Source organism: Corallococcus sp. AB011P (genome assembly GCF_003611605.1).
Lineage (GTDB): Bacteria > Myxococcota > Myxococcia > Myxococcales > Myxococcaceae > Corallococcus > Corallococcus coralloides.
Window position 1 is genome coordinate 196,253 of record NZ_RAVX01000010.1, and the last position, 24,534, is coordinate 220,786.

22 protein-coding genes and 1 pseudogene are annotated in these 24,534 nt (G+C 69.1%); 8 read left to right on the top strand and 15 right to left on the bottom strand.

What is annotated here, in order from left to right; genetic code table 11:
- Positions 1-172: 172 nt before the first annotated feature.
- Both D7X30_RS24845 and D7X30_RS24850 read left to right on the top strand, forming a co-directional pair.
- Complete coding sequence (locus D7X30_RS24845; protein WP_120565435.1) at positions 173-1,510, top strand: sigma-54 dependent transcriptional regulator; 1,338 nt, start codon at positions 173-175, stop codon at positions 1,508-1,510.
- Between the two features lie 118 nt (positions 1,511-1,628).
- Positions 1,629-2,090, top strand: a complete 462-nt coding sequence (locus tag D7X30_RS24850; RefSeq protein WP_120565436.1) for a hemerythrin domain-containing protein — start codon at positions 1,629-1,631, stop codon at positions 2,088-2,090.
- A gap of 9 nt (positions 2,091-2,099) precedes the next feature.
- Here the strand turns inward: D7X30_RS24850 and D7X30_RS24855 are convergent, their stop codons facing one another.
- The 7 genes from D7X30_RS24855 to D7X30_RS24885 all read right to left on the bottom strand — a co-directional run bounded on the left by D7X30_RS24855 (position 2,100) and on the right by D7X30_RS24885 (position 10,818).
- Complete coding sequence (locus D7X30_RS24855; protein WP_120565437.1) at positions 2,100-3,935, bottom strand: ATP-binding protein; 1,836 nt, start codon at positions 3,933-3,935, stop codon at positions 2,100-2,102.
- Positions 3,932-5,095, bottom strand: coding sequence for a sensor protein KdpD (locus D7X30_RS24860; RefSeq protein ID WP_120565438.1), 1,164 nt, complete (start codon positions 5,093-5,095; stop codon positions 3,932-3,934). Before D7X30_RS24860 ends, D7X30_RS24855 begins: the two co-directional genes overlap by 4 nt.
- 13 nt (positions 5,096-5,108) lie before the next feature.
- Positions 5,109-5,708 (bottom strand): potassium-transporting ATPase subunit KdpC, encoded by a 600-nt coding sequence (gene kdpC / locus D7X30_RS24865; RefSeq protein WP_120565439.1) that lies wholly within the window; start codon positions 5,706-5,708, stop codon positions 5,109-5,111.
- A gap of 26 nt (positions 5,709-5,734) precedes the next feature.
- A complete protein-coding gene (gene kdpB / locus D7X30_RS24870) occupies positions 5,735-7,795 on the bottom strand; it encodes a potassium-transporting ATPase subunit KdpB (protein WP_120565440.1) in 2,061 nt (686 codons plus the stop codon).
- Positions 7,796-7,797: 2 nt separating this feature from the next.
- Positions 7,798-9,516 carry a potassium-transporting ATPase subunit KdpA gene (gene kdpA, locus D7X30_RS24875; protein WP_120565441.1) on the bottom strand — a complete coding sequence of 573 codons (1,719 nt, stop codon included), beginning with the start codon at positions 9,514-9,516 and terminating at the stop codon, positions 7,798-7,800.
- A gap of 9 nt (positions 9,517-9,525) precedes the next feature.
- Positions 9,526-9,615, bottom strand: a complete 90-nt coding sequence (gene kdpF / locus D7X30_RS24880; protein ID WP_120565442.1) for a K(+)-transporting ATPase subunit F — start codon at positions 9,613-9,615, stop codon at positions 9,526-9,528.
- A 117-nt stretch (positions 9,616-9,732) separates the two neighbouring features.
- The gene (locus tag D7X30_RS24885) at positions 9,733-10,818 is read right to left on the bottom strand and encodes a porin (protein WP_120565443.1); all 1,086 of its coding nucleotides are present in this window, start codon (positions 10,816-10,818) and stop codon (positions 9,733-9,735) included.
- Positions 10,819-10,998: 180 nt separating this feature from the next.
- Between D7X30_RS24885 and D7X30_RS24890 the strand changes: the two genes are divergently transcribed.
- Entirely contained in the window at positions 10,999-12,288 is a 1,290-nt protein-coding gene (locus D7X30_RS24890; RefSeq protein ID WP_120565444.1) for a Fic family protein, read from the top strand.
- A 2-nt stretch (positions 12,289-12,290) separates the two neighbouring features.
- Here the strand turns inward: D7X30_RS24890 and D7X30_RS24895 are convergent, their stop codons facing one another.
- From D7X30_RS24895 to D7X30_RS24915, 5 genes and pseudogenes are all read right to left on the bottom strand, one after another.
- Positions 12,291-12,635: a hypothetical protein gene (locus D7X30_RS24895; RefSeq protein WP_233591761.1), complete on the bottom strand. Its 345-nt coding sequence runs from the start codon at positions 12,633-12,635 to the stop codon at positions 12,291-12,293.
- Positions 12,636-12,783: 148 nt separating this feature from the next.
- Positions 12,784-13,098 (bottom strand): annotated as a pseudogene (locus D7X30_RS24900) (hypothetical protein); the annotation flags it as partial.
- Between the two features lie 30 nt (positions 13,099-13,128).
- Positions 13,129-14,309 (bottom strand): IS3 family transposase gene (locus D7X30_RS24905; RefSeq protein ID WP_120565447.1). Its coding sequence is split into 2 segments (ribosomal slippage): positions 13,129-14,039 and positions 14,039-14,309, totalling 1,182 coding nucleotides; the frame shifts between segments, so codons are not numbered across the junction.
- Entirely contained in the window at positions 14,269-14,538 is a 270-nt protein-coding gene (locus D7X30_RS24910) for a hypothetical protein (protein WP_120565448.1), read from the bottom strand. Before D7X30_RS24910 ends, D7X30_RS24905 begins: the two co-directional genes overlap by 41 nt.
- A gap of 135 nt (positions 14,539-14,673) precedes the next feature.
- Complete coding sequence (locus D7X30_RS24915) at positions 14,674-15,171, bottom strand: hypothetical protein (protein ID WP_120565449.1); 498 nt, start codon at positions 15,169-15,171, stop codon at positions 14,674-14,676.
- 227 nt (positions 15,172-15,398) lie between these two features.
- Here D7X30_RS24915 and D7X30_RS24925 point away from each other — a divergent pair, with 227 nt between their 5' ends.
- The gene (locus tag D7X30_RS24925; RefSeq protein ID WP_120565451.1) at positions 15,399-16,700 is read left to right on the top strand and encodes an AHH domain-containing protein; all 1,302 of its coding nucleotides are present in this window, start codon (positions 15,399-15,401) and stop codon (positions 16,698-16,700) included.
- Position 16,701: 1 nt separating this feature from the next.
- The gene (locus D7X30_RS24930) at positions 16,702-17,289 is read left to right on the top strand and encodes an imm11 family protein (RefSeq protein WP_199724541.1); all 588 of its coding nucleotides are present in this window, start codon (positions 16,702-16,704) and stop codon (positions 17,287-17,289) included.
- A 13-nt stretch (positions 17,290-17,302) separates the two neighbouring features.
- On the opposite strand, the gene D7X30_RS24935 is transcribed toward D7X30_RS24930, so the two are convergent.
- Positions 17,303-18,013: a class I SAM-dependent methyltransferase gene (locus D7X30_RS24935; protein ID WP_120565453.1), complete on the bottom strand. Its 711-nt coding sequence runs from the start codon at positions 18,011-18,013 to the stop codon at positions 17,303-17,305.
- Positions 18,014-18,091: 78 nt separating this feature from the next.
- Positions 18,092-19,402, bottom strand: coding sequence for a DUF2185 domain-containing protein (locus D7X30_RS24940; RefSeq protein ID WP_120565454.1), 1,311 nt, complete (start codon positions 19,400-19,402; stop codon positions 18,092-18,094).
- A gap of 221 nt (positions 19,403-19,623) precedes the next feature.
- Here D7X30_RS24940 and D7X30_RS24945 point away from each other — a divergent pair, with 221 nt between their 5' ends.
- From D7X30_RS24945 to D7X30_RS24955, 3 genes are all read left to right on the top strand, one after another.
- Positions 19,624-20,154 carry an RNA polymerase sigma factor gene (locus D7X30_RS24945; protein WP_233591764.1) on the top strand — a complete coding sequence of 177 codons (531 nt, stop codon included), beginning with the start codon at positions 19,624-19,626 and terminating at the stop codon, positions 20,152-20,154.
- A complete protein-coding gene (locus tag D7X30_RS24950; protein WP_120565456.1) occupies positions 20,151-23,159 on the top strand; it encodes a CHAT domain-containing protein in 3,009 nt (1,002 codons plus the stop codon). Before D7X30_RS24945 ends, D7X30_RS24950 begins: the two co-directional genes overlap by 4 nt.
- A gap of 344 nt (positions 23,160-23,503) precedes the next feature.
- Complete coding sequence (locus D7X30_RS24955; RefSeq protein ID WP_120565457.1) at positions 23,504-24,082, top strand: GNAT family N-acetyltransferase; 579 nt, start codon at positions 23,504-23,506, stop codon at positions 24,080-24,082.
- On the opposite strand, the gene D7X30_RS24960 is transcribed toward D7X30_RS24955, so the two are convergent.
- Complete coding sequence (locus D7X30_RS24960) at positions 24,016-24,501, bottom strand: response regulator (RefSeq protein WP_120565458.1); 486 nt, start codon at positions 24,499-24,501, stop codon at positions 24,016-24,018. The two genes, D7X30_RS24955 and D7X30_RS24960, sit on opposite strands and share 67 nt — an antisense overlap.
- Between the last annotated feature and the right edge of the window lie 33 nt (positions 24,502-24,534).

Consider the following 24,534-nt stretch of genomic DNA (forward strand, 5'->3'; position numbering starts at 1 on the left):
CAGCCCGTCCCGCGTTGCACCTTGCAACCGCCATCCAGGGCACACCGTGCCGGATGCAATGCGCCCCCGAGGCTTGCGCCGCCCGGCATCCGACAGACGGGCCCGGCACACGGCGTGCTCTTAGACTGGGACCATGGAAGTGCGTGCCAGTACCGAGGCGACGGAGCGCCCCATGCGGGTGCTCGTGGTGGACGACGAGCGAAACATCCGCCACACCCTGCGAGTGTGCCTGGAAGGCCTGGGCTGCGAGGTGCGCGAAGCCGCCACGCCGGAGGCCGCGCTCGCGGCGCTCGCCCAGGGCCCGGCGGACCTGGCGTTCGTGGACCTGAGGCTGGGCAACGCGTCCGGACTGGAGCTGCTGCCCCGCCTGCTCGCCGAGTCCCCCGCGCTGGACGTCATCCTCATCACCGCCTACGCGACGTTCGACACGGCCGTGGAGGCGGTGAAGCGCGGCGCGCGCGACTACCTGCCCAAGCCGTTCACCCCCGCGCAGATCCGTCACGTCCTGGAGCGCGCGAAGGCGCAGCGTGAGCTGACCTCGCAGCTGGGGGACCTGGAGGGACAGCTGGCGCAGGCGGTGCCGGAGGCCACGCTGGAGACGGCGTCTCCGGCCATGCACGCGGCCATCGGCTTCATCCAGCGCGCGGCCACGTCCGACGCCTCGGTGCTGCTGCGCGGGGAGAGCGGCACGGGCAAGGGGGTGCTGGCGCGGGCGCTGCATTCGATGAGCGCGCGGCGCAAGCGGCCCTTCGTCACCATCAACTGCCCCACCCTGTCCGAACAACTGCTGGCGAGCGAGCTGTTCGGCCACGCGCGCGGCGCCTTCACGGGCGCGGTGAAGGACCAGCCGGGGCGCGTGGAGCAGGCGGAAGGGGGCACGCTCTTCCTGGATGAAGTGGCGGAGATGAGCCCCGCGCTCCAGGCGCAGCTGTTGCGCTTCCTGCAGGAGAAGCAGTTCGAACGGCTGGGCGAGGGGCGCACGCGCAAGGCGGACGTGCGCGTGGTGGCGGCCACGCACCGCGACCTGGAGAAGGACGTGGCGGAGGGACGCTTCCGCGAGGACCTGATGTACCGGTTGAACGTCCTGGAGGTGAAGCTCCCCGCCCTGCGCGAGCGGCCGGAGGACCTGCTCCCGCTGGCCCGCCGCTTCATCGCCTTCTTCGCGAAGGCCGCGCAGCGTCCGGCCCCGGAGCTGTCGCCCGCCACGGAGGCGATGCTGCGGGCCTACCCCTGGCCGGGCAACGTGCGCGAGCTGCGCAACGCGCTGGAGCGGGCGCTCATCGTGGGCGCGTCGGGAGTCGTGGAGCCGCAGGCGTTCCCGGAGCGCATCGCGTCCGCGGTGGGGCCAGGGGCGACGCTGGGCGGGCCGCACACGCTGGAAGCGGTGGAGCGCGAACACATCCTGCGGGTGATGGCCTCCGTGCCGACGCTGGATGAAGCAGCCCGGCTGCTCGGCATCGATGCGTCGACGCTGTGGCGCAAGCGCAAGAAGTACGAAGCGGAGACGTGACGCACGCGGCCTGTGCGCCAGTGCATGCAGGCCCGGCACTGGAGGCCGGGGCGTGCAGGGGCGCTCGTCCTGGAGAGTGGATTGCGCCCTTGCGCGCGCGTGCGAACCCTGGCCCGTCATGAACCTCATCGACGTGCTCATCCAGCAGCACCGCGACGCCGAGGCCCTCTTCGAGGCCTGGCACCATGCGCCGGACGAAGAGAAGCCCGCGCTGTGCCTGCGGCTGGCCGAAACGCTCACGATGCACAGCACCGTCGAGGAGCGCTGGGTGTATCCCGTCGCGCGGAGCGTCGTGGACGGGCCGCGCATCGACTTCGCGGTGGAGGAGCACGGGGAGATGACCCAGCTGCTCTCCGAGCTGCTGCGCGTCCGCCACGACCCGCGCCGCCGCGAGGCCACGGTGCGCCAGCTGGAGGCGGTGGTGGCCCAGCACATGACGGAGGAGGAACGCGAGGTGATTCCCCAGCTGCGCAAGATGGACGCGGGCGCGTTCGGCCTGTCGAGCGCTGAAATCGTCCGCTCCGCGTCCGACGCGCAGAACGAAGCGATGCGGCAGCTGGAGGCGTCCGCTCCGCAATGACCGCGGACTTCAGCCCTGCTCAGGCTGCGGCAGCGTGAACCAGAAGGTGCTGCCCCGCCCCGGCGCGCTCACCACGCCCAGCTCGCCGCCGTGGGCCTGGACGATGTCGCGGGCGATGGACAGCCCCAGCCCCGCGCCTCCCGCTGGGGCTCCCGGGGCGCGGTAGAACTTCTCGAAGATGCGGGCCTGCTCCTGGGCGGGGATGCCTTCGCCGGTGTCCTTCACCTCGAAGCGCACGTGGGTGCCGTCACGCGACACGTGCACGGACACTTCGCCGTCGTGCGGCGTGTGCTTCACGCCGTTGCCCACCAGGTTGCCCAACACCAGCTGCAACCGGTCTGGATCCACCCGCACCGTCTCCACGTCCGGTGACAGGGATTGCGACAGGCGCACGCCGCGGTCCTCCGCCAGCGTGCGCTGCGCGGCCAGCGCCTGCTCCACCAGCTCCTCCGTGCTCACCTCCCGCACGTCCAACTGGAGCTTCCCGGACTGGATGCGCGACAGGTCCAGCAGGTCATCCACGATGCCCTGCAACCGCTCGCAGTCCTCGCGCGCCGCGAAGAGCAGGTCCGCCTGCTTCTCCGTCACCTGTCCCACGACGCCTTCCGCCACCAGGTGGATGGCCATGCGCAGCGACGTGAGCGGCGTGCGGAACTCGTGCGCCACCGTGGCCACCAGGTCGTTCTTCAGTTCGTCGAAGCGCCTCAGCCGCGTCACGTCCTGGAGGATGAGCGTGGCGCCCACCACGTCGCCGGTCTCGCCGTGCACCGGGCTGCCTCGCGGCAGGAGCCACCGGACGCCCTCCGGAGACGACTCCACGCGCACCGCCTCTTCGTAGCCCCGGGGCTGGTACGCGCCCCTTCCGCCCACGACGTGCGCTCGCACCCGCTCCAGCACGGCGCGCACCTCCGGTTCCACCCGGCCCAGCGCGTCCCCGCCCTCGTCCAGCCGCAGGCGCAGCACCTTCTCCGCCGCGGCGTTCACGTTGAGCAGCCCTCCTTCCGCGCCCAGCACCAGCACGGGGTCGGGCAGGCTGTCGATGGCCGCCTGGGACACCGCCTGTGCCTGGAGCAGCTCGCCCAGGCTGCTCTTGCGGTACTGCGCCAGCCGCTCCGCCATGGTGTTGAAGTCCCGCGCGAGCCCGGCGATTTCGTCCCGCCCCTCCACCGCGGCTCGCGCCTCCACGTCGCCCTGCCCCAGGCGGCGCACGGCCTGGGACAGCACGGACACCGGCCTGAGCGCTCGCTGCACCAGCGACGTCGTGAAGAACAGGCCGAAGCCCAGCGCCGCCACCACCGCCAGCGCCATCAGCGTGTTCACCTGCTCGCTCTGCTGGCGCAGTTGGTCGTTCTTGCGAACCATCGCGTCCTGGTTCAGCGCGAGGACGGACGACGCCGCGGCCTTCGCCTCCTGGAAGGCCGGAGCGAGCGCTTCGAAGTAGCGCGTGCGCGCGGCCCCCGCGTCACGTGCCTGGAGGAAGACGTCGAACTCCTCGCGGTACTTCGTCCACGCGGTGCGCAGCCGCTGCGTGGCCTCCGCCTCGCCGGGCTCGGTGATGTTGCCCAGTTGGACGCCCAGCTCCGTCTCCAGCGGAGGGCGCTGCGTGGCCTGTTGGGTGAGCCCCCGCTCGCGCTCGCCCGCGATGATGAACAGCGCCGCGCTGTCCATGCGCTCCAACTGCTCCGTGATGCGCTGGGTGGCGAGCACGCTGCGGTAGTTGTCCTCCAGCACCTGCTGGCCGGAGCGGCCCACGCGCGCCAGGGTGATGACGGCCGTGGCTCCCAGGAAGAGCAATGCCAGCACCAGCGGCGCCTGGGCCATCAGCAGACGCGAGCGCAGCGTCATGGGTGCTTCTCCTCATGGGACTCGAAGGACACGACGTGGATGTCGAAGCCCTCCCCTTCCCGCAGGAGGCGCGCGTCCGCGGTCATCCCCAACCGCTGGCGCCACTTCGACTGGTGCGAACGGCCGATGATGATGTGCCCCACGCCGTGCGAGCGGGCGAAGTCCAGCAGCGCCGCCACGGGGTCGCGGGAGCGCAGGCGCACCACCTCCGCGCCCAGCTCCTTCGCCTTCTCGATGTTCGTCAGCAGGTGCCGCTGCGCCTCCGCGTCGATGAGGTTCGGCGCCTCGTGCGGCGTCTCCACGTACACCACGAACCAGTCCGTGTTGAGCCGGCCCGCCATGCGCGAGCCCCGGCGCAGCAGCGTCGCCGCGCGCGGCGGATGGCTGGAGAGGGCCACCAGCACCCGGCCCCACGTGCCGCCCTTCTGGGATGCGTCCTCGCCGGCTCGGGCCTGCCTGCCCGTGGTGGCCCGGTCCAGGCTCTCCGCCACTTCGCGCAGGGCCAGCTCGCGCAGCGTGGAGAGGTTGTCGCCGGTGAAGAAGCGCTCCAGCGCGTGCGGCACCTTGTCCGGCGCGTAGATTTTTCCCGTCTTGAGCCTTTCGTGCAGGTCCTCCACCGCGAGGTCCAGGTTCACCACCTGGTCGGCCGTCTTGAGGAAGCTGTCCGGCAGGGTCTCCCGCACGGTGACGCCGGTGTTGCGCTCCACCAGGTCGTTGAGGCTCTCCAGGTGCTGCACGTTGAAGGCGCCAATGACGTTGATGCCCGCGGCCAGCAACTCCTGCACGTCCTGGTAGCGCTTGCGGTGACGGCACACGGGCGCGTTGGTGTGGGCCAGCTCGTCCACGATGGCCACCTGCGGCTTGCGCGCGAGGATGGCGTCCAGGTCCATCTCCTCCACGGTGACGTCTCGGTACGTGATGCGCTGGCGCGGCACGACCTCCAGGCCGGCGACCCGTGCCTCCGTCTCGGGACGACCGTGGGTCTCGATGAAGCCCAGCACCACGTCCACGCCGCGCGCCTTCAGCGCGTGTGCTTCCTCCAGCATGCGGAACGTCTTGCCCACGCCCGCCGCGAAGCCGATGTAGAGCTTCAGCCGGCCGCGCCGGCCGCGCTCCACCAGCTCCAGGAAGTCCTCCGCGCGAGGGCGCCGCGTCGTCATGCCTGCCTCCTCCTCACCGGGAGGCCGTGGGCGCGGGTCCGCCGAACTGACGGTCCATCGCGAGGTTCAACGTGAGCACGTTCACCCGGGGCTCTCCCAGCACGCCGAACGTCCGGCCTTCCACCCGTGACATCACCAACGCCCGCACGCGCGCAGGGTCCAGGCCGCGCGCTCGCGCCACGCGGGGAACCTGCCACAGCGCTGACTCCGGCGACACCTGCGGATCCAACCCGGACGCGGAGGCTGTCACCAATTCAGCGGGCACGGGGCCTTCGGCCTCGGGGTTCTCGCGGCGCAGCCGGTCCGCCTCCGCCACTGCTCGGTCGCGGAGCTTCCGCGAGGTGGGGCCCAGGTTGCTCCCGCTGGAAGCCGTCGCGTCCCAGCCCGTGCCCGCGGCGGAGGGGCGCGGCTGGAAGTAGCCGGCTTGAGTGAAGCCCTGGGCGATGAGCGCGCTGCCCACCACCTGGCCGCGGTCATCCTTCACGAGCGACCCGTTGGCTTCATCCGGGAACAGCACCTGCGCCACACCGGTGACGGTCAGGGGGTACAGCACGCCCGTGAGGGCCAGCGTGACGGCGCTGACACGCAGGGCGGTGAGGAGCGCGGAGACCATGGTGTCGGTGTTCCTTTCTCGAGTGCTCATGCCAGGCCCACGGTGGTGAGCAGCACGTCGATGACCTTGATGCCCACGAACGGGACGATGACGCCGCCCACGCCGTAGAGGAGCAGGCTGCGGCGCAGGAGGGCCGCCGCGCCCAACGGGCGGTAGCGCACGCCCTTCAGCGCCAGCGGGATGAGCGCCACGATGATGAGCGCGTTGAAGATGACGGCGGACAGGATGGCGCTGAACGGCGACGTCAGCCCCATCACGTTGAGCGGGGCAATCTGCGGGAAGACGCCCATGAACAGCGCCGGGAGGATGGCGAAGTACTTCGCGACGTCGTTGGCGATGGAGAACGTGGTCAGCGTGCCTCGCGTCATCAGCAGCTGCTTGCCCACCTCCACCACCTCCAGGAGCTTGGTGGGGTTGGAGTCCAGGTCCACCATGTTGCCGGCCTCCTTGGCGGCCTGGGTGCCGGTGTTCATCGCCACGCCCACGTCCGCCTGGGCCAGCGCGGGCGCGTCGTTGGTGCCGTCGCCCGTCATCGCCACGAGCTTGCCCTTGCCCTGCTCCGCGCGGATGAGCGCGAGCTTCGCCTCCGGGGTCGCCTCCGCCAGGAAGTCGTCCACGCCGGCCTCTCGCGCGATGGCCGCCGCGGTGCGCGGGTTGTCGCCGGTGATCATCACCGTGCGGATGCCCATGGCGCGGAAGCGGTCGAAGCGCTCCTTGATGCCGCCCTTCACCACGTCCTTCAGGTGGATGATGCCCAGCACCCGCGCGCCGTCCGCCACGGCGAGCGGCGTGCCGCCCGCGTCACCGATGCGGCCCGCAGCCCGGGTCAGCTCCTCCGGCACGGTGCCGCCCTGCTCCTGCGTGTAGCGGACGATGGCGTCCACCGCGCCCTTGCGGATGCTTCGAGGGTGCGGGTCCACCAGGTCGCAGCCGCTCATGCGCGTCTGCGCGGTGAAGGGGACGAAGGTGGCCTGGTGCATTCGCAGCTCGCGCGGACGCATCTTGTATGTGTCCTTGACCAGCGTGACGACGGAGCGCCCTTCCGGCGTCTCGTCCGCGAGGCTCGCGAGCTGCGCGGCCTCCGCCAGCTCCTCCGCGCGCACGCCCGGCATGGGCAGCAGCTCCGTGGCCATGCGGTTGCCCAGGGTGATGGTGCCCGTCTTGTCGAGCAGCAGCGTGTCCACGTCCCCCGCCGCCTCCACCGCGCGCCCGCTGAGCGCGAGCACGTTCTTGCGCAGCAGCCGGTCCATGCCCGCGATGCCGATGGCGCTCAACAGGCCGCCGATGGTCGTGGGGATGAGGCACACCAGCAGCGCCACCACCGCCGTGCCGGACAGCGGCACGCCCGAGTAGAGCGCCAGCGGCACCAGCGTCACGCACGCCATCAGGAACACCAGCGTGAGGCCCACCAGCAGGATGTGCAGCGCGATTTCGTTGGGCGTCTTCTTGCGGGCCGCGCCCTCCACCAGGCCAATCATCCGGTCGAGGAACGACTCGCCGGGGTCCACGCTGATGCGGATGACGATGCGGTCGGACAGCACCTTCGTTCCTCCGGTGACGGCGGAGCGGTCGCCGCCGGACTCGCGGATGACGGGGGCGGATTCGCCGGTGACGGCGGACTCGTCCACGCTGGCGATGCCCTCCAGCACCTCTCCGTCACCGGGGATGATGTCTCCGGCTTCGCACACCACGCGGTCCCCCTTGCGTAGGGCGGGGGCTCCGACGCGCTCCTCTCGGCCGTCGTGGGTGAGGCGGCGGGCCTGGGTGTCCTGACGCATGCGGCGCAGGGCGCTCGCCTGGGCCTTGCCGCGGCCCTCCGCCACGGCTTCGGCGAAGTTGGCGAAGAGGACCGTGAACCACAGCCACAGCATCACGGACACGGTGAACCCCATGGGCGCGGTGGGTTCCCCAGAGACCGTCAGGTCCTTGAGGACGAACACGGTGGTGAGGAGGCTGCCGGCCCACACCACGAACATCACCGGGTTGCGGGCCACGTCACGGGGGTGGAGCTTCTTGAAGCTCTCCCAGACGGCGGGCTTGAGCAGCGTGGGGTCCAACAGCGAGGCCTGCTTGCTTGCGGGGGCCATGGTCAGAACACCTTTCCGGCCGCGCCGAGGAAGTGCTCGACGATGGGGCCCAGGGACAGCGCGGGGAAGAACGTCAGCGCGCCCACGACGACGACGATGCTCACGAGCAGGCCAGTGAAGAGGACGCCGTGGGTGGGAAAGGTGCCGGGCCCGGGGGCCACGGCCTTCTTGCCCACGAGCGAGCCCGCCAGCGCCAGCACCGGCACCATCATCAGGAAGCGGCCCGCGAGCATCGACACACCCAGGCTGAGGTTCCAGAACGGCGTGTTGGCGTTGAGGCCGGCGAAGGCGCTGCCGTTGTTGGCCACGCCGCTGGTGAACGCGTAGAGGATTTCGGACAGGCCGTGCGGCCCGGCGTTGTTGAGGGACGACGTGCCCTGCGGGAGCACCGCACCCACGGCGGACAGGCCCAGGATGGCCAGGGGGAAGACGAGCACGTACAGCATCGCGAGCGTCATCTCCCGCGCTTCGATCTTCTTGCCGAGGAACTCCGGCGTGCGGCCCACCATCAGGCCCGCGATGAAGACCGCGAGCACCGCCATCACGAGGATGCCGTAGAGGCCCGCGCCGACGCCGCCGAAGATGACCTCGCCCAGCTGCATGTTGACCATGGGCACCAGCCCGCCGAGCGCCGTGAAGCTGTCATGCATGGAGTTGACCGCGCCGCATGACGCGTCGGTGGTGACGGTGGCGAACAGCGTGGAGGCCGCGACGCCGAAGCGCGTCTCCTTGCCCTCCAGGTTCCCGTCCTGGACGACGTTCGCGGCGGTGAGCGCGGGATTGGGCTGGACTTCCGCGGCGTAGCTGGCGGCGGCGCCCAGGAGGAAGAGGACGGACATGGCCGAGAAGAGGACCCAGCCCTGCCTCGTGTCGCCGGTCATCTTGCCGTAGGTGTACGTGAGGCCCGCGGGCAGCACGAAGATGAGCAGCAATTGGACCAGGTTGGTGAGCGGCGTGGGGTTTTCGAAGGGGTGGGCGCTGTTGGCGTTGAAGAAGCCGCCGCCGTTGGTGCCCAGCATCTTGATGGCCTCCTGCGAGGCCACGGGACCGAAGGCGAGCGTCTGCTTCACGCCTTCCACGGTGGTGTGCTCGGGATAGGGCGCGAGGTTCTGGAGCACGCCCTGAGATACGAAGAACAGGGCCACGAGGAAGCTCAGGGGCAGGAGCACGTAGAGCGTGCCTCGCATCAGGTCCACCCAGAAGTTGCCCAGGGTCTTGCGGCCTTCCGGGCCAGGGCGGCGGGTGAGGCCTCGCGCGAGGGCGAGCGCGACGCCCAGGCCCGTGGCGGCGGAGACGAAGTTCTGCCACGTCAGCCCCAGCATCTGGGTGGCGTAGCTCAGGGTGGATTCACCGGCGTACGACTGCCAGTTGGTGTTGGCCACGAAGCTGGCGGCGGTGTTGAAGGCGAGCGCCGGGCCCACGGCGGGCAGGCCCTGGGGGTTGAGCGGGAGCATGTGCTGGAGCCGCTGGAGTGCGTAGAGGACGACGAGGCCCACGGCGCTGAAGGCGAGCAGGGCGGCGGTGTACTGGCCCCATGTCTGCTCCTGGTCGCGGCGCACGCCGCACAGGCGCAGCAGGGCGCGCTCGATGGGACCGAGCACTCGGGGCAGGGGTTGGGTGTCGGCCTCGAAGACGCGGAAGAGGTAGAGGCCCACGGGCTTCGTCAGCGCGAGGACGAGCGCGAAGAACAGCAGGGTCTGGAGCCAGCCAATGAGGGTCATGGCGGGCTCCTAGAAGCGCTCGGGCCGAAGCAGGGCGTAGACGAGGTAGACGGAGAGGAGGACCGCGAGCGCGGCCCCTGCGGCGTATTCGAAGGTCATGACGGGGGACTCCTCACAAGCGCTCGCAGCCGTGGGTGTAGGCCGCGCAGAGCGCGAAGAAACCGTTGGTCACCAGGATGAGGACGATGTCCATGGGTGAAAGCTCCGCTTCAGGGTTCAGAAGGTGGCGACCGCGCCGACCACGAACAACGTCTGGTGTTGGCGCGAGAGGGGTGGCTGTTCTCCGCGCGCTGGACCGTCGAAGACGTTCTGGGTCGAGTGGTCGTGGCGGGCCTCGGCCTTGAGGACGAGGTGTTCAGCGGGCTTCACTTCCAGGGTGAGCGTGCCCTCGACCAGGGTCTGCGGGGTGCCGCTGAGCAGGCCATCCCTGTCGCGGTACACCTCCGCGCGCGCGGTCACGGCCACGGGCTCCGAGACCTGGACGCGCACGTTGGCGCCCGCCGCGTACCAGAGGGCGGCGGAGGTCCCCGGGCGGGCCTGCCGGCCCACGTCCGCGGTGGCGGCGACACTCACGGCGTCGGTGGCCTTCAGGGTGACGACGGTGTCCGCGAACAGGCGCAGGGCTTCCGCGTCCCCGGCGCCTTCGTTGCCCACGAAGGTGTTGAAGGCCGCACTCAGCCGGTCGCCCGCGTAGGCGACCTGGGTGCCCAGGGCCTTGCCGCCGTTGTTGTCCCCGATGGTCTGCCAGCCATTGAGCAGGTGGAGTTGCGCGCTCCAGTGCCCATCGAAGCGCCAGGTCCCCTTGAGGCCTGTCTGGTAATAGGGCGAGAACTCGCCCATCCACGAGCGGCTGTAGGTCCAGTTGAGCTGGGATTGAAAGGACTCGAAGCCGATGTGGCTGGGATAGATGCCCGCCTCCAGGGTGAGCGGGCCTCGCGCGAAGGACAGCGATGCCTGCTGCACATAACGCCAGACGTCGGGGCCGGTGGCGTCCTCCTCGGGCTCCGCGCGGTGCAGCACGTCGATGCCGGTGCCGAAGCCGAGCAGGACGCGGAAGCCCACGGGCTCCGGCGCCAGGTTCACGCCCAGCGACGCCAGGTTGACGGTGATTTCGTCATGCCGCCGAGCGGTGGTGCCGGTGCCCGGCAGGAAGTTCACGTCGCTGTCGGGGCGATTGAGGTTGTAGGCGTAGTAGGCGTCCACGCCGCCCTCGACTTTGAGTCGGGAGAGCAGCGAGGGCGCTTCGGGAGGGGACTGCGTCAGCAGCAGGTGAAGCAGGTGGGGAGCAATGTCGGGAGCCATACCGGGCTCCCTCCATGAGCATCCGCCGTACCGGAGCGGGCCTCCGTCAGGCCCAGGCATTCCGAGGGGTTGCGGACGCGGCACTCACGTCCGGGTTGCAATGTGCACGAACTGGCCCTGTTCGCCCCTGCGAGGTGAAAGGGGGCGACGGCGTTACAGTAGGGAGCGGAGGTGGTTGGCGTGCATCGGTACCGGTGGAGCGAGAGCATCGAACCCAGGCTTCAGCAGGCGACCGAGCGCATGCGCCGGTTACGCGCCGCCACGATGCCGCCTGCTGCGGTGCAGAGCCTGCGGCACTGGTTCCGGATCCACCACACGTACAACTCGAATGCGATTGAAGGGAACCGGCTGACCTTGCCAGAAACGCGCGCCGTAGTGGAAGACGGCATCACCATCGCGGGCAAGTCGCTGAAGGATCACTTCGAGGCGGTCAACCTCGCGCACGCGCTCGACTTCGTGGAAGCGCTGGCAAGCAAGGAGACCGTGCTGGGTGAGCGCGACGTGCGCGAGATGCACGGCATCGTCCTGCGGGGCATCGACCCGGAGAACGCCGGTGTCTACCGGCGCATCAACGTGCGGATTGGAGGCACGGTGCACGTGCCTCCAGAAGCGGTCCGGGTGCCCGAGGAGATGCGGGGCTTCGGTGAGTGGCTGGCTGGGGCGAAGGCGGAGCATCCCGTGGTCGTCTGCGCCATCGCGCATGCGTGGTTCGAGACGATCCATCCCTTCGTGGATGGGAACGGACGGACAGGGAGGCTGATCGCCAACCTGTTGCTGATGCGGGAGCACTACCCGGCCATCGTCCTGCTCGTCGAGGACCGGGCGCGCTACTACACGGCGCTCGATGCGTCCCATTCGGGAGACATCTCCGCGATGGTGGAGTTGACGCTCGACCGTCTGGACCAGAGCTTCGCGGAGTACGAGCGCGCGGCCCGTGAGGTGACTGAAGTCCGTGAGCCCGCGATTGATTACCTTGCGGAGCAACTGGGCAAGACGCGAGCCGCGACGTCATCCCAGTTCAGCCGTTGGTACGAAGCCGTCCGGGCCCTTCATGAAGCACTCGTGGACTTCGCGGGGCAGTTGATGTCGAGATTCCCAGAGAGCAATCAACCGCGCCTGCATGTCTCCGACCTTCCTGTTCTGACCGAACGTGAGTGGGCAATCATGCAGAGAGCCCCTTATCGCCTCTTCGAGCTTGTAGGGGATAGCCATGGCGAGCACATGGAACTATCCCTCGGCGTGAACCCTCCAGGTGGGTGGAGCCGGGAGGCTGCTTGTATCCAGTTCACCATTCCAGGCATGAGGAACATTGGGTCTGATTACTGGATCCAAGCGGTCCCCACAGGACACACCTTCCGTGTCTTGCGCGATGAGCCTGGTCTCAGCCATCCACAGTCAGACGTGTCCGCGATCCAGCTCGCAACGGAGATCTGGACCGCGGCCATCAAGCACCTGCTCCAGACTCGCTGACCTCACGGACTGCTGGACACGGACGAGTCGCAGTCCGAGGTGCACTTGCCCGAGCAGGCGACCTGTCCGGGGTACGAGTCCAGGATGGCGCACTGGGTGCCGCCCGTGCAGGACACGAGCTCGGTGCAGACCCTGGAGTCGTCCACACAGCGTGCCTGGGACACGCCGTCCAGCTTGAGCACGAGGCAGGACAGGCCCTGGGGACACTGGGGCAGGTCCACTCCGCACTCCTGCGCCAGGTCCAGTGACTGACCTTCGCGCAGCTTCAGCCTCCCCTGCCCGCCCTCGCCGCCCGAACCACAGGCCGCCAGGGCCATCACCGTCAGACAACCGCTCAGCATTCGCATCCAGCGCATCGTGGCTCCTTCGAATCGTGAAGCGTCATGCCCGGAGCAAGGCGTGGACCAGGGGGGCGTCGCTGGGATTCCGCGCGCTTGGCGGGCGGAGACAGCCTCGGAAATCTGATGCCGCCTCGAATCCCTGGCGGCTCACGCCTCAGCGGAACTCGTCCACGATGTACATGCCCGCGCGCGGTGCGTTGAGGATCGCCGTTCCTGGCATGGACTCGGGTCGCTTGCGCAGCTGCCCGAAGCCGAGCCTCGCCACCGCGCAGATGGGCACGCGGTCCTTTCCCTTCAGGAACTGCGCCTCGTAGTAGCGAATGACCGGCTGAGCACCACCCGTCCACACGCGGCCATACAGCCGGAGCGGCGATTCCAACGTGCCGACGTCCTGATCCAGCACGCTTTCGATGGGCCCGTCGTGAAGCGTGATGTGCTCCGCCCGACTCTGGTTCGCATCGAGCTGTATGAGAGTCACCCGCTTCCGTGGACAGATTGACTACGCTGCCTGCCTCGGTGCCTCAGTCGTTCGCTCGTACTCGGCCGGGCTGACATAGCCGAGTGAGGAGTGACGACGCCTGCGGTTGTAGAACACCTCGATGTATTCGAATAGCGCGAGCCTCGCCTCCGCGCGCGTCTTGAAGTTGCGCGTGTAGACGAGTTCCAACTTCATGCTGCTGAAGAAGCTCTCGACGACGGCATTGTCCCAGCAGTTGCCCTTGCGACTCATCGAGCAGGTGATTCCGCGCTCGGCGAGCCGCCGCCGGTAGTCCTCGCTGGCGTATTGACTCCCTCTGTCCGAGTGATGGAGCGCAGGGGCCGTCCGTCCAGTGAGCGCCATATCGAGGGCGGCGAGCGCCAGTTGCCGGTCGATTCTCTCGCCCATGCTCCAGCCCACGACGCGGCGGCTGAAGAGGTCGAGGACGACGGCCAGGTAGAGCCAGCCCTCGGCGGTCCACACGTAGGTGATGTCGCTAGCCCAGATGCGGTCGGGCCCTGGCGGCAGGAAGTCGCGGGCCACCACGTTGGGGGCCACTGGATGGGCATGCTTGCTGTCGGTGGTCCGCACGAAGGGGCGTCTTCTGCGTGCCGCTAGGCCCTCCTGCCGCATCAGGCGGGCGACGCGCTTCTGGGAAACGCGCTGGCCCCGTGCGCGCAGCTCCGCATGGACGCGGGGGCTGCCGTAGGTGCCGCGGCTCTCACGGTGCACCGCCTTCACCGCCACGGTGAGTTCGCGGTCGGCTTGCTTGCGCTGCGACTCGGCCCTCTTCGCCCAGGCGTAGTAGCCGGAGCGCGAGACGCCAAGCTGACGGCACATGAAGGCCACCGACGTGCAGGCCCTCTTCGCGTGGATGAAGCGGAATTTCACTTCATCTCCTTCGCGAAGAAGGCCGCCGCATTTTTTAACAGGTCGCGCTCCATCTCGAGTTGGCGCACGCGCTTGCGCAGTTGAGAGAGCTCCACCCGCTCCTCACTAGCGAGCGCGCCGGGCTTGACTTGTCCCCGGTCCGCCTTGGCCTGCTCCACCCACTTGCGGAAGGCGGTCTCCGTCAGGTCCAGGTCCCGCGCGACTTCCGCGATGGGCTTGCCCTCCTCCAGCACCAGCTTCACCGCCCCGGCCTTGAACTCCGGGCTGAAGCTACGTCGCTGCCGCCTCTGCTGCTTCTTGCTCTCCGACATCGAACACCCTTCCATCACATTGGGGGTGTCCACGGAAGCGGGTGACGCTCAGTACCCATGCGGACTCCCCCACGTAGAGGCGCAGGTATCGCATGACCTCCAGCGCCTTCTCCGGGCACTTCTCCGCCATGGGAGTGCCATCCGAGCGAAGCCGGACGTCACCCGGGGTCGTCGCACAACCCAGCGGCAGCCCCAGCAAGCCCACGAGCACGTATTGGCGGGGAATCATGAGGCGTTCCTACTCCTCCAGCAGGGTCGGCTCCAGCTGAACAAAGGCCTGCAGAAGCCCATCCTGCCGGTACAGCTCCAGCCGCAGGGTGGTCAACAAATCTGATGCCGCCCCGAATCCCTGGCGGCCCATGCCTCAGCGGAACTCGTCCACGATGTACACGCCCGCGCGCGGGGAGTTGAGGATCGCCGTTCCTGGCTTGGACTCGGGTCGCTTGCGCAGCTGCCCGAAGCCGAGCCTCGCTACCGCGCAGATGGGCACGCGGTCCTTTCCCTTCAGGAACTGCGCCTCGTAGTACCGGATGACCGGCTGTGCTCCGCCCGTCCACACGCGGCCGTACAGCCGAAGCGGCGATTCCAAAGTGCCGATATCCTCATCCAACACGCTCTCGATAGGCCCGTCATACAGCGTGATGCTCTCCGCCCGGCTCTGGTTCGCATCCAGTTGGACCCATGCGGCTTCGCCCACATAGAGCTGGAGGTACCGCATGACCTCCAGCGACTTCTCCGGGCACTTCTCCGACATAGGCGTTCCATCCGCACGAAGGCGGACGTCGCCCGGAGTCGTCGCACACCCCGGATGCAGGACCAACAGGCCCATCCAGGCCACGAGCACGTATCGACGTGAGGTCATGCGGCCGTTCCTACTTCCCGAGCAAGCTCGGGCTCAACTCAACAACCGCCTGCCGCAGCCCATCGTGCCGGTACAGCTCCAGGTACAGGGAGGTCAGGGTCCCGCCTTTTCTGATGCGGCCTCGAATCCCTGGCGGCTCGTGCCTCAGCGGAACTCGTCCACGATAAACTCGGGGATGAGAATGCCCTGCCTCTTGATTACCAGGGTGAGCGTCTTCGGGAGCATCCATGCGGTTGATGTGGCTTATCGCCTTACTACTTTTCCTGGGAGGGTGTGCGACGACTCGTGTTGTCCATCTTGATGTTGGAGACGGCAGGCAGGTGGTTCACGAGTCCCGGGATATGGATCCGGTTCAGGTGAGCGAGAACGCGTTCGAGGCGGCCCTCACGCAGCTCATCCTGGACATGCGCATGGACGTTGCCTTCCGCGAGATGGATGCGGCCGACCAGCGAGGATGGGTGAGGTCCCGGTCGTTGCTCGCATCCTCGAAGGGGCTCCCAAATTCGGGGGCTGGGGCGTCTCCGGAGTCCCTCTATTCGCGCATCTGCCCCGATGGGGACGACTGTCTGACCCTGGTGGGCGGAACGGGGCTGCCCTTCTCGCGCAAGGACCGGACGTTGATGGCCCTGTCGTTCGCGCTGGATGGGGTCTGGGCCAGTGTCGAGGATGAGGTCGGCAAGCTGCTGAACCCGGTGGTGCTCAAGGCCATGGTGACCTCGGCCGCATTGTCCGTGCTCCTGACGATGACGCTGCCCGAACCCGTCACGAAGGTCATCGCGGTGGCACTGACCGCGGCGATGGTGGCCTACCTGGGGGTGGTGCCGGTCTGGGAGATGGGCCGGGGCTTCGTGCGGCTGTGGGACGATGCAGAGAGGGCAACGAGCATCATCGAGTTGCAGGACATCGGACACCGCTTCGGGCGTGTATTGGGGGCGAACGGCACACGCGTCCTGGTTCTGCTCGTTACGGCAGCCCTTGGCGGCAAGAGCGCGATGGCGGCCCAGGGGCCCAGGCTCCCGGGCTTCCCCCAGGCCGCGATTCGGGCGCAGGCTGAGTCAGGATTCCAGCTTGCGGAAGCTTTGAGCGGCGGGGTGGGCTCAATCTCGTTGCCGGCTGCCGGTGTGCTCAACGTGACGCTGGCTCCAGGAGCTGCGGCTGCACTGGCGATGTACTCGGACGGGCGGTTTCCGGGTGACGAGACGGGACCTGTTCATCACATCTGCTCGAACAAGAACCCCATCTCCGATGCTACCGGCGGTCCTTGGACGCCTCGGTGCGAGAAGGTTTTCAAGAAGGCTGGGATGACGCTCGAAGATGTCGCGAACAAGGTGCGGCTCAACGGACACAAGGGGCCGCATCCAGAGCGCTACCACAAAGAGGTGATGGACCGCTTGGAGCGAGCTGTCGAGCGATGCCGAACGACGGAAACCTGCCGGGACAGCTTGATGAAGGAGCTTGCGAGGATCGCGAACGAGCTTCTGACACAGGGCTCCGACTTGCGGAGTCTCCTTGTGAAGGCGGAGGGATGAGGTGGAGCGCTATTTCTATTGGGTGAGGCTGGGTGATGTGCCGCAATGGCTCATCGAGACACCGACACGGGGTTCAGGTGAGGCCTTTGACGAGCCCTGGATGTTCGCTGATGGCCGTGTCCTTGATGAACCGGGAGGGATGAAGGCCCTCATTGCAACCCCAGGCAAGAGGCGGGCGTTCGTATTCTCCGTGATCGAACGGGCCCCCATTGTCAGCCATGCCATCGCGAACGTTTTCCGGGCACTGGCCCCCGATGACGTTCAGCTCTTTCCGGTGATGGTGGAGGGAGAGGCCGACCCCTTCTTCGTCGTCAATGCGACCAAGGTGATCGATTGCATCGACGAGGCACGGTGCCGGGAGGTTCACCACGATGACGAGGACGACTCCTCCCCTGAATATGAAGGGGAGTACCGGTGGATCTACGGACTGCGAATCGACCCCTCGAAGACCGAGGGCGCGCATGTCTTTCGGCTGAAGAAGTTCAAGACAGCGTTCATCGTGTCGGAAGACATCAAGAACGCACTCGAGGGGGTCGGGAACCTGGGTGTGTCGTTCGAGCGCGTGACCGGAGCACCTGAGCCCCACTGACGGAGGAGCGCGCTCAGGGCGCGAAGCGCGCCAGGAAGACCTTGTACTGGAGCGAGACGAAGAGCGTCTTCGGCGCCACCAGTCCCGCCTGCGCGAACATCGCGAACAGCGCGGCGTCGGACTCGATGGGCTGCATCTTCGCCATGCCCTGACTCCGGGCCTCCAGCTTCTCCCTCGTCACGCCATACGCCCGCAGCCGCCGGAACTCGACGTTCGTCAGCTCGGGGTCCTGGCCGATGCGGCAGCCCAGCACCAGCGGCGCTCCCGGCTTGAGCCTCCGCGTCACCTCCCGCAGCAATTCGATGCGGGCGTCCTCCCCTTCCACGTGGTGCAGCACGCCCATCAACTGCGCGCCGTCGAACGGAGAGCCATGCGGCAGCGTGCGCAGCTCGCCTTCGTGCAGCTGCGTGCGCGAGAGCAGCCCTTCCTCCTCCAGACGCTTGCGCGCGACAGCGAGCATCGGCGCGGAGGGCTCCACGCCCGTGAAGCGCCAGCCCGGCACGCTGAAGCGGTGGTAGGGCAGCAGCTCCGCGCCCGTGCCCAGGCCCACGTGGAGCAGTGACGCCGTCTCCTGTCCGTCCAGGTGAGCAGCCAGGGCACTGACGCCCAGCTCGTATGCCGCCTGGTAGCCGGCGAGGCTGATCGCCGCCTGGGCGTCGTAATGGGGCGCGCGGTCGGCTCCAAAGCCATGCACCGGCGCATGTGCGGAATGATCGTGGGTCATGACCGGAAGATGCATCCGCCCCGCGCTGAATGGCAGAGCGGGGATTCAGACGGAATCAGCGAATCTTTCGATGGAGGCCTACTCCTCCGGAACGAACCCGTTCCCCTCGCGCCGGAACACCGCGCCGACCGGCGCGTCCAGGATGGCGTCCAATTCCTTGTACCGGCCCAGCAACGAGCGCAGCGGGACGATGACCGCGTTGTCGCTGTCCTCCATGTACTCCTCGGTCTCCAGGCCCGAGGTGAAGAGCCAGCCGCTGTCCTCCTCCGCCGCGGGCTCCGAGCGCTCCGCGAAGCGGATGGGTTCCCCGTTCTCCGTGATGAGGCGCGTGACGAGCGCCTTGCGCTGACGCAGCCGGATGCCGCGCATCATCCGCTGCCGCTCCTCCGTGCCCAGCTCCACCCGGACACGCACCGTCCGCCCTTCCGCGTCCAGGTGCCGGCTGACCGTGAAGATGCCGTCTCCCCAGCGGTTCCCACACCCCACCACGCGCGCACCGTCCAGTACGAGCGAGGCCGTGTCCTCCTCGCTCTCCCGCAGCCCGGCGTTCAGCTTCTCCAGGTTGCAGTGCGGCCGGTAGTCCACGCCCACCGCGAGCCCTTCCTTCTCGAGGCGCTCCTGCAACGGCGTGGCCTTCTCCCCCACCCGCTCCATGGGCAGGTCCTTCCACCCATACAGCCCGCCGCCCAGGTCGCTCGCGCCCAGCTCCTTCGCGAGCTTCGGCGCGTCCCTGCCGTGAAACACATAGTCCGCCAGCCCGTCCTCCGGCTCCCACATGCGGAACCGTCCCATCGGGCCCAACCCGGTGAACAACAATTGACCGTGGTCCACCATCACCCCGGCCACCTGCTCCGACCGGGTTGCTTCCGCCTTCCCGTCCACGACGAGGTCGATGGACCGCCAACGCCCGCCGAACTCTCCCGGCGGCATGGGGATTCCAATCACTTTCAACCCACGACCCGAGGGCAGGTCACCCACGACCACCGCCCACAGTCCGTTGTACTTCACGACCCCCAATCCCTTTCCAGCCTCCAGCGCCAGCCGCGCCCGCTCCGTGTGCGGAATCCGCGCTGACAGCACCTCCGCTCGCGCGTCGAAGCCCCGCTCCTTCGCGAACCCCGCGAAGTGCGCCGCCGCGTCCGCCGGGTCCTTCCGGTCGAAGAGGAAGCGCGGGTCGAACTCGCGGTCGTAGGCACGGCCGGCCGCGTCCGCGTCTGGCCCGGTGATGCGCAGGTCGTGCTCCGGCGGCGCCTTCTTCCGGGGCGACGCCGGCTCCGCGTCATGCCGCCAGAAGCGCCCCAGGCCTGGATCCAGGATGAGCAACACCCCCTCCGGCAGGTCGATGTCTCCCAGCTCCACGGGCTTGGGTGTCGTCGCGGTTCGCGCCATGGCTCCGGACCCTACGCCACGCGGTCAAACGCGCCCCGGACAAACATTCCAAATCCTGGACCGTGTGCCCCTACCGGTGCCGACACACACACAGCTGTCTTCCAAATCCAACCAACCCGTAAGGCTTTAACAAGGTTCTAAAGGAATCAGACCTATTACGTTTTCTTTTCAGTACCGGCACTGGGGGCCGCACGATGAGAGAAGAACTCGACAATTCCGACATGGAGTACGCCGATTTCGCGGTCCGTCATCAGCCCATCCTGATGGCGGTCGCGCGAAACATCTGTGGGGGGAATGCCACGGCTTGTGACGACCTGGTCCAGGACGTCCTGCTGCGGGCCTTGCTGAAGTGGGACTCCTTGCGCGGCTGGGCGGAGCCGGAGCGCCGCGCGTGGCTGGTGCGGGTGCTGCACAACCGCTTCCTCGACCAGTGCCGCCGGACGCGCACGGAGGCCACCACCGTCATCAACCTGGGCAACGTGCACAAGCTCTTCGAGGAGCCGCAGGCCCCGGACCTGGAGCTGTGGGAGTGCATCACCGAGGCGGAGCTGCAGAAGGCCGTCGCGACGCTGCCCTTCAACCTGCGCCGCACCTTCGAGCTGCACTCGGAGGGGCTGCGCCACGCGGAGATCGGCCGCCTGCTGGGGTCGCCCGTGGGCACGGTGGGCACCTGGCTCTACCACGCGCGGCTGAAGCTGCGTGACCAGCTTCGCGACATGGCCGAGGCCCGTCGGAAGCTGGGGAGCGGATGAACAGCCACTGCGCCCACCTCCCGGCATTCGTGGACGGGGAGCTCCCGCTCGAACACCACGAGGACTTCCGCGCGCACCTGCTCTCTTGCGAGGACTGCGCCGTGCGGTTCCATGACCTGCTCCAGGCGGACATCCTGGGACGGCTGGCGCACGCGAAGGCGCCACCCACTCCCGAGGCCACGGGGATCCCCCCCACTCCGTGGCCCCTCACCCCATCCCAGCCCGCTGGCGTCAGGGCACCTCCACCGCACCCCCGCCGCTGGCGCCCCCACTGGAGTCACGTGGGGGCGCTCGCCCTGGCCCTCGCCGCCGTGGGCACCTGGGCCGTGCGCGTCACGCGAGAGCCTTCCTCGCCATGGCCCGCGCCTGCATCCACCCGCTCCCTGGAGGCCCGGCTGACCTCCGAGCCCCTGGATACGCACCGCCCCTACGTGCCCATGCGCGGAGGGGCTCCCGCGGCGGCCCCGCTGCCGCTGCGGGCGCTGGCCGGGATGGAGGACCGTCAGGACTGGCGAGGCATCGCCTCCGTGTACCTGCTCGCGGGCGACGCGCGGCAGGCCCTGAACTACCTGGGCAACGCACCCGCGTCCCCGGACGTGGACTCCGACCGCGCGGTGGCGCTGGCGCTGGCCCATGCCGGTGCCTCCGAACAGGCGTCGCTCGACGAGGCCCTGGCCGTGCTGGAGGACGTGCTCCGGAAGCGGCCGGAACATCCGCAGGCCCTGTGGAACCTGGCGCTCGTCCTGCGCAACCTGGACCTTCCCCTGCTGGCGGCGGATGCCTTCGACGCCGTGGCGACCCTGGGCGAGCCCGGCTGGGGCGAGGAGGCTCGGGCCAAGGCACGCGGGCTGCGCGAACAGACGCTGGCCCGGGGCCGCGCCTGGAAGCAGGCCTTCGCGGCGACACAGGACCTGATGGCGGACGCCAACGCACCGCTGCCATTGGAGGAGGCCGCGAAGCTGCCGGGCATCGTCCGGCTGGCCTTCTATGACGCGGTCCGCGCGGCACCCTCGAAGGACGCGGCGCTGCGGCTGATGCCGCTGGCGGACGCGCTGGACCGGGCCTACGGCGGCGGTACGGTGCTGCGCGCGACCGTCACCCGCGTGGCCGCTCGGAGCTTCCAGAAGCGCGGGCCGCTGGCACGGGACTACGCGCGGTTCGTGCGCGGCAGGACTCCGTTCCCTCCGGCCTTCCTGGAGACGCTGCGGCACTCCGGCGAGGACGACCTGTACGTGGGCGCGCTCGGCTACGAGCTCCAGGCGGGACGGCCCGTGGACGTGGCGGCGTTCGCTCGCGCCGCGGACGGACTGGGTGATCCGTGGTTCCACCTCATCGCCGAACGCGAGCGCGCCAACCAGGAGGTGCGCGACGGCCAGTGGTGGAAGGCGGAGGCGCGCGTGCTGGAGGCGCTGCGCACCTGCGAGGCGGAGCAGCTGGACTACCGCTGCGTCGACCTGCGGGCGTGGCTCACGGACATGTACCTGGGCGAGCTGCACCGGCCCGCCGAGGCCCAGGCGCACGCGCTGGCCGGCTGGCGGCTGGCGAAGCAGCAGGGGGAATGGCAGCAGGAGCGGTTGTTCCTCCAGGAGCTGGCGCAGGTGGCGCGCTTCCACCACGTCGCCTCCACCTCGGGCGCGTACCTCCGGGAGTCGCTGGCGCGCGTGCCGGATGACCCCGCGCAGCTGGGCTACGTGCACCGCAACCTGGCCACCCTGGCGTGGATGGACTTCCGCGTGGACGAGGCCCGCCGGCACCTGGAACGGGCGATGGAGTCCGGCGTGCCGCTGGGGCTGAATGGCGCGGGCGTGCTCGCGGACCTGGCCCGCTTCGGTCCCATGCCCGGCGCGGCGGACGCGCTGTCCCGCGCCCTCTCCGGACTGAGACAGGGCCAGCCGCGCCCCGGCGAGCGCGCGCTGCTGGACGCCCTCCAGGGCGAGTTCGAGCTGGAGCGCGACCCCGCCGCCGGACGCGCCCTGCTGCACGGCGCCCTCACTCAAGCGGAGCACGCGCCCGACGACATGTACGCCCGCCGCGCACGGGCCCGCGCCTCCGCCGCGCTCATCTCCGACGCAGGCCGTACGGGCGCGTCCTTGGAGGCGCTCACCCTCGTGGGCCGCCAGCTCCAGATGACGGAAGTGCCGGAGCGCTGCGTGCTCGCGGTGTCGGTGCAGCACGAGCGCACGCTCACGGTGGCGAGGGGGCCTTCGGGCGCGGTGCTCGGGGACTTCAACCCGACGCGCACGGCGCCGCTCGGACAGGACGCGTCCGGGCTGGTGCCCCCTGCGTTGCAGGAAGCGCTGCGCGGGTGTGACCAGGTGCTGGTGCTGGCACCGCCTCCGGTGAACGGCCTGCCCCGGCTGCTGCCTCCGGACATCGCCTGGAGCTACCGGTCGGGCCACACGACGGTGCGTCCGCCTCCGCTGGTGGACGGCGGCACGCACCTGGTCGTCTCCAACGTGGACACGCCCGCGGCCCTGGGCCTCCCGCGCCTGCCGCCCATGTCTCCTCCCACACGGGAAGACACCCGGCGCGTGATGCTGGAGGGTGCGCGGGCCACGCCCGCGCGCGTGCTGGAGGCGATGTCCACCGCCACCGAGGTGGAGATCCACACGCATGGCGTGTTCAGCCCGGAGCTGTCGGACGCATCGCTCCTCATGCTGGCGCCGGAGCGGGATGGCCGGTACGCGCTCACCGCCAGACAGGTGCGCGCGCACGGACTCCCCAAGGCACCGCTGGTGTTCCTCGCGGCCTGCGGCGCCGCGCGCACCGCGCCCTTCACGCACGAGTCCTTCAGCCTGCCGGTGGCCTTCCTCGACGCCGGAGCGCGCGCGGTGCTGGCCGCCACGGTGGACATCCCGGACTCGGCGGGCCGCTTCTTCAACGACGTGCGCGAGCGGATCCACGCGGGAGCATCCCCCAGCGTGGCCCTGCGTGACGAGCGGCAGGCGTGGCTCCAGGCCTCCCCTGGAGATCGCTGGGTGCACGACGTGCTCCTGTTCGAATGACGCCCTGTCAGGTCGCTTAAAAGAACCCGACCTGGAACGTCTTCAAGAGGAAGCCGCACGCGGGGGTTGGTGAGGCCGGCCCCCGCGGCGGCCGCGTCAGGAGGACACGGTCATGTCGAGATGCCGGATCAGCCCCATCCTGGTACCCATCCCCCACAAGCCCCAGCAGGACCTCCCGGACAAGCCGCCCCCGGGACCCGCTGGGCTGGATACGAAGACCGCCGTGTCGCCGCGGAAGCCCCGCCACCCGCCCCAAGACGACCTGCCGGCCAGGCCTTCGCCATGGCCGGATGGCTTCGATCGCTGACGCTTCAAGGCATGGCGCGGACCTATGCTCCCGCGCCATGCCGTCGCATCCGTATGTCGTGAGGGCCGTGCAGTCCCGAGACGAGCTGGAGCAGGTGCTGGCCCTGCAGCGCCGCAACCTGCCTCCCGCGCTGTCACCCGAGGAGCAGCACGCCCAGGGCTTCGTCACCGTCCAGCATGACCTGGCCACGCTGGAGCACATGCATGCGCTCGTCCCCAGCGTCATCGCCGTGCAGGGCTCCGACGTCGTGGCGTACGCGCTGGTGATGCCTCGCGAGTGCCGCGCGCGGGTCCCCGTCCTGGACCCGATGTTCGCGCTCCTCGAAGGGCTCGAACACCGGGGCCGGCCGCTGAAGGACCAGCGCTTCTACGTGATGGGCCAGGTGTGCGTGGACAAGGCCCACCGGGGGAAGGGCCTCTTCGACGCGCTCTACCACCAGCACCGCGAGCAGCTTCGCTCGCGCTTCGACTGCGTCGTGACCGAGGTCTCGGTGAGAAACCCCCGCTCCCTGCGCGCGCACGCGCGGGTCGGGTTCGAGACCGTCCACACCTACCGCGACGCCAGCGACACGTGGGCCGTGGTGCTCTGGGACTGGGGCGCGGGCACGTCGCGCTGAAGCACGGGGTCCACACGCACTACCGGCGTGGGCCGGTTCGCCATCCGCTTGTGGTGCATACCGGACAGTTTCAGCGCCAGCTCCGGACCGGTGACGCCCTTGGGGATGTAGCCGTCCGCGCCGGACGCGCGCACCAGCTCGCGCAGCCGCGACTCGTCCATGGACGAGTACAGGATGAAGAGCGTGTCCGGACCCGCGAACTGGCGCACCACGCCCAGGATGCGGTCGCCGCTCAGCGCCGGGATGTTCACGTCCAGGAGGACGATGTCCGGCTGCTCGGTCCTCAGCAGGTTGGCCACGCCCAGCGCCGCGCGCGTGGTGACGACCTCGAAGCCGTAGCGGCTGATGGAGCGCTCCACCAGCTCCAGCACGAGTGGGTCATCATCCACCACAAGCGCCTTCAACTTGCCTTCCGCCATCGCGTCTCCGCCTTTCAAGACCTCGGGGGAAAG

Coding starts and splice junctions, on each gene's coding strand:
- D7X30_RS24845 (WP_120565435.1), top strand. CDS start 173: ATGCGGGTGCTCGTGGTGGACGACGAGCGAAACATCCGCCACACCCTG.
- D7X30_RS24850 (WP_120565436.1), top strand. CDS start 1,629: ATGAACCTCATCGACGTGCTCATCCAGCAGCACCGCGACGCCGAGGCC.
- D7X30_RS24855 (WP_120565437.1), bottom strand. CDS start 3,935: ATGACGCTGCGCTCGCGTCTGCTGATGGCCCAGGCGCCGCTGGTGCTG.
- D7X30_RS24860 (WP_120565438.1), bottom strand. CDS start 5,095: ATGACGACGCGGCGCCCTCGCGCGGAGGACTTCCTGGAGCTGGTGGAG.
- kdpC (WP_120565439.1), bottom strand. CDS start 5,708: ATGGTCTCCGCGCTCCTCACCGCCCTGCGTGTCAGCGCCGTCACGCTG.
- kdpB (WP_120565440.1), bottom strand. CDS start 7,795: ATGGCCCCCGCAAGCAAGCAGGCCTCGCTGTTGGACCCCACGCTGCTC.
- kdpA (WP_120565441.1), bottom strand. CDS start 9,516: ATGACCCTCATTGGCTGGCTCCAGACCCTGCTGTTCTTCGCGCTCGTC.
- kdpF (WP_120565442.1), bottom strand. CDS start 9,615: ATGACCTTCGAATACGCCGCAGGGGCCGCGCTCGCGGTCCTCCTCTCC.
- D7X30_RS24885 (WP_120565443.1), bottom strand. CDS start 10,818: ATGGCTCCCGACATTGCTCCCCACCTGCTTCACCTGCTGCTGACGCAG.
- D7X30_RS24895 (WP_233591761.1), bottom strand. CDS start 12,635: ATGCGAATGCTGAGCGGTTGTCTGACGGTGATGGCCCTGGCGGCCTGT.
- D7X30_RS24910 (WP_120565448.1), bottom strand. CDS start 14,538: ATGATTCCCCGCCAATACGTGCTCGTGGGCTTGCTGGGGCTGCCGCTG.
- D7X30_RS24915 (WP_120565449.1), bottom strand. CDS start 15,171: ATGACCTCACGTCGATACGTGCTCGTGGCCTGGATGGGCCTGTTGGTC.
- D7X30_RS24925 (WP_120565451.1), top strand. CDS start 15,399: ATGCGGTTGATGTGGCTTATCGCCTTACTACTTTTCCTGGGAGGGTGT.
- D7X30_RS24935 (WP_120565453.1), bottom strand. CDS start 18,013: ATGACCCACGATCATTCCGCACATGCGCCGGTGCATGGCTTTGGAGCC.
- D7X30_RS24940 (WP_120565454.1), bottom strand. CDS start 19,402: ATGGCGCGAACCGCGACGACACCCAAGCCCGTGGAGCTGGGAGACATC.
- D7X30_RS24945 (WP_233591764.1), top strand. CDS start 19,624: ATGGAGTACGCCGATTTCGCGGTCCGTCATCAGCCCATCCTGATGGCG.
- D7X30_RS24950 (WP_120565456.1), top strand. CDS start 20,151: ATGAACAGCCACTGCGCCCACCTCCCGGCATTCGTGGACGGGGAGCTC.
- D7X30_RS24955 (WP_120565457.1), top strand. CDS start 23,504: ATGCCGTCGCATCCGTATGTCGTGAGGGCCGTGCAGTCCCGAGACGAG.
- D7X30_RS24960 (WP_120565458.1), bottom strand. CDS start 24,501: ATGGCGGAAGGCAAGTTGAAGGCGCTTGTGGTGGATGATGACCCACTC.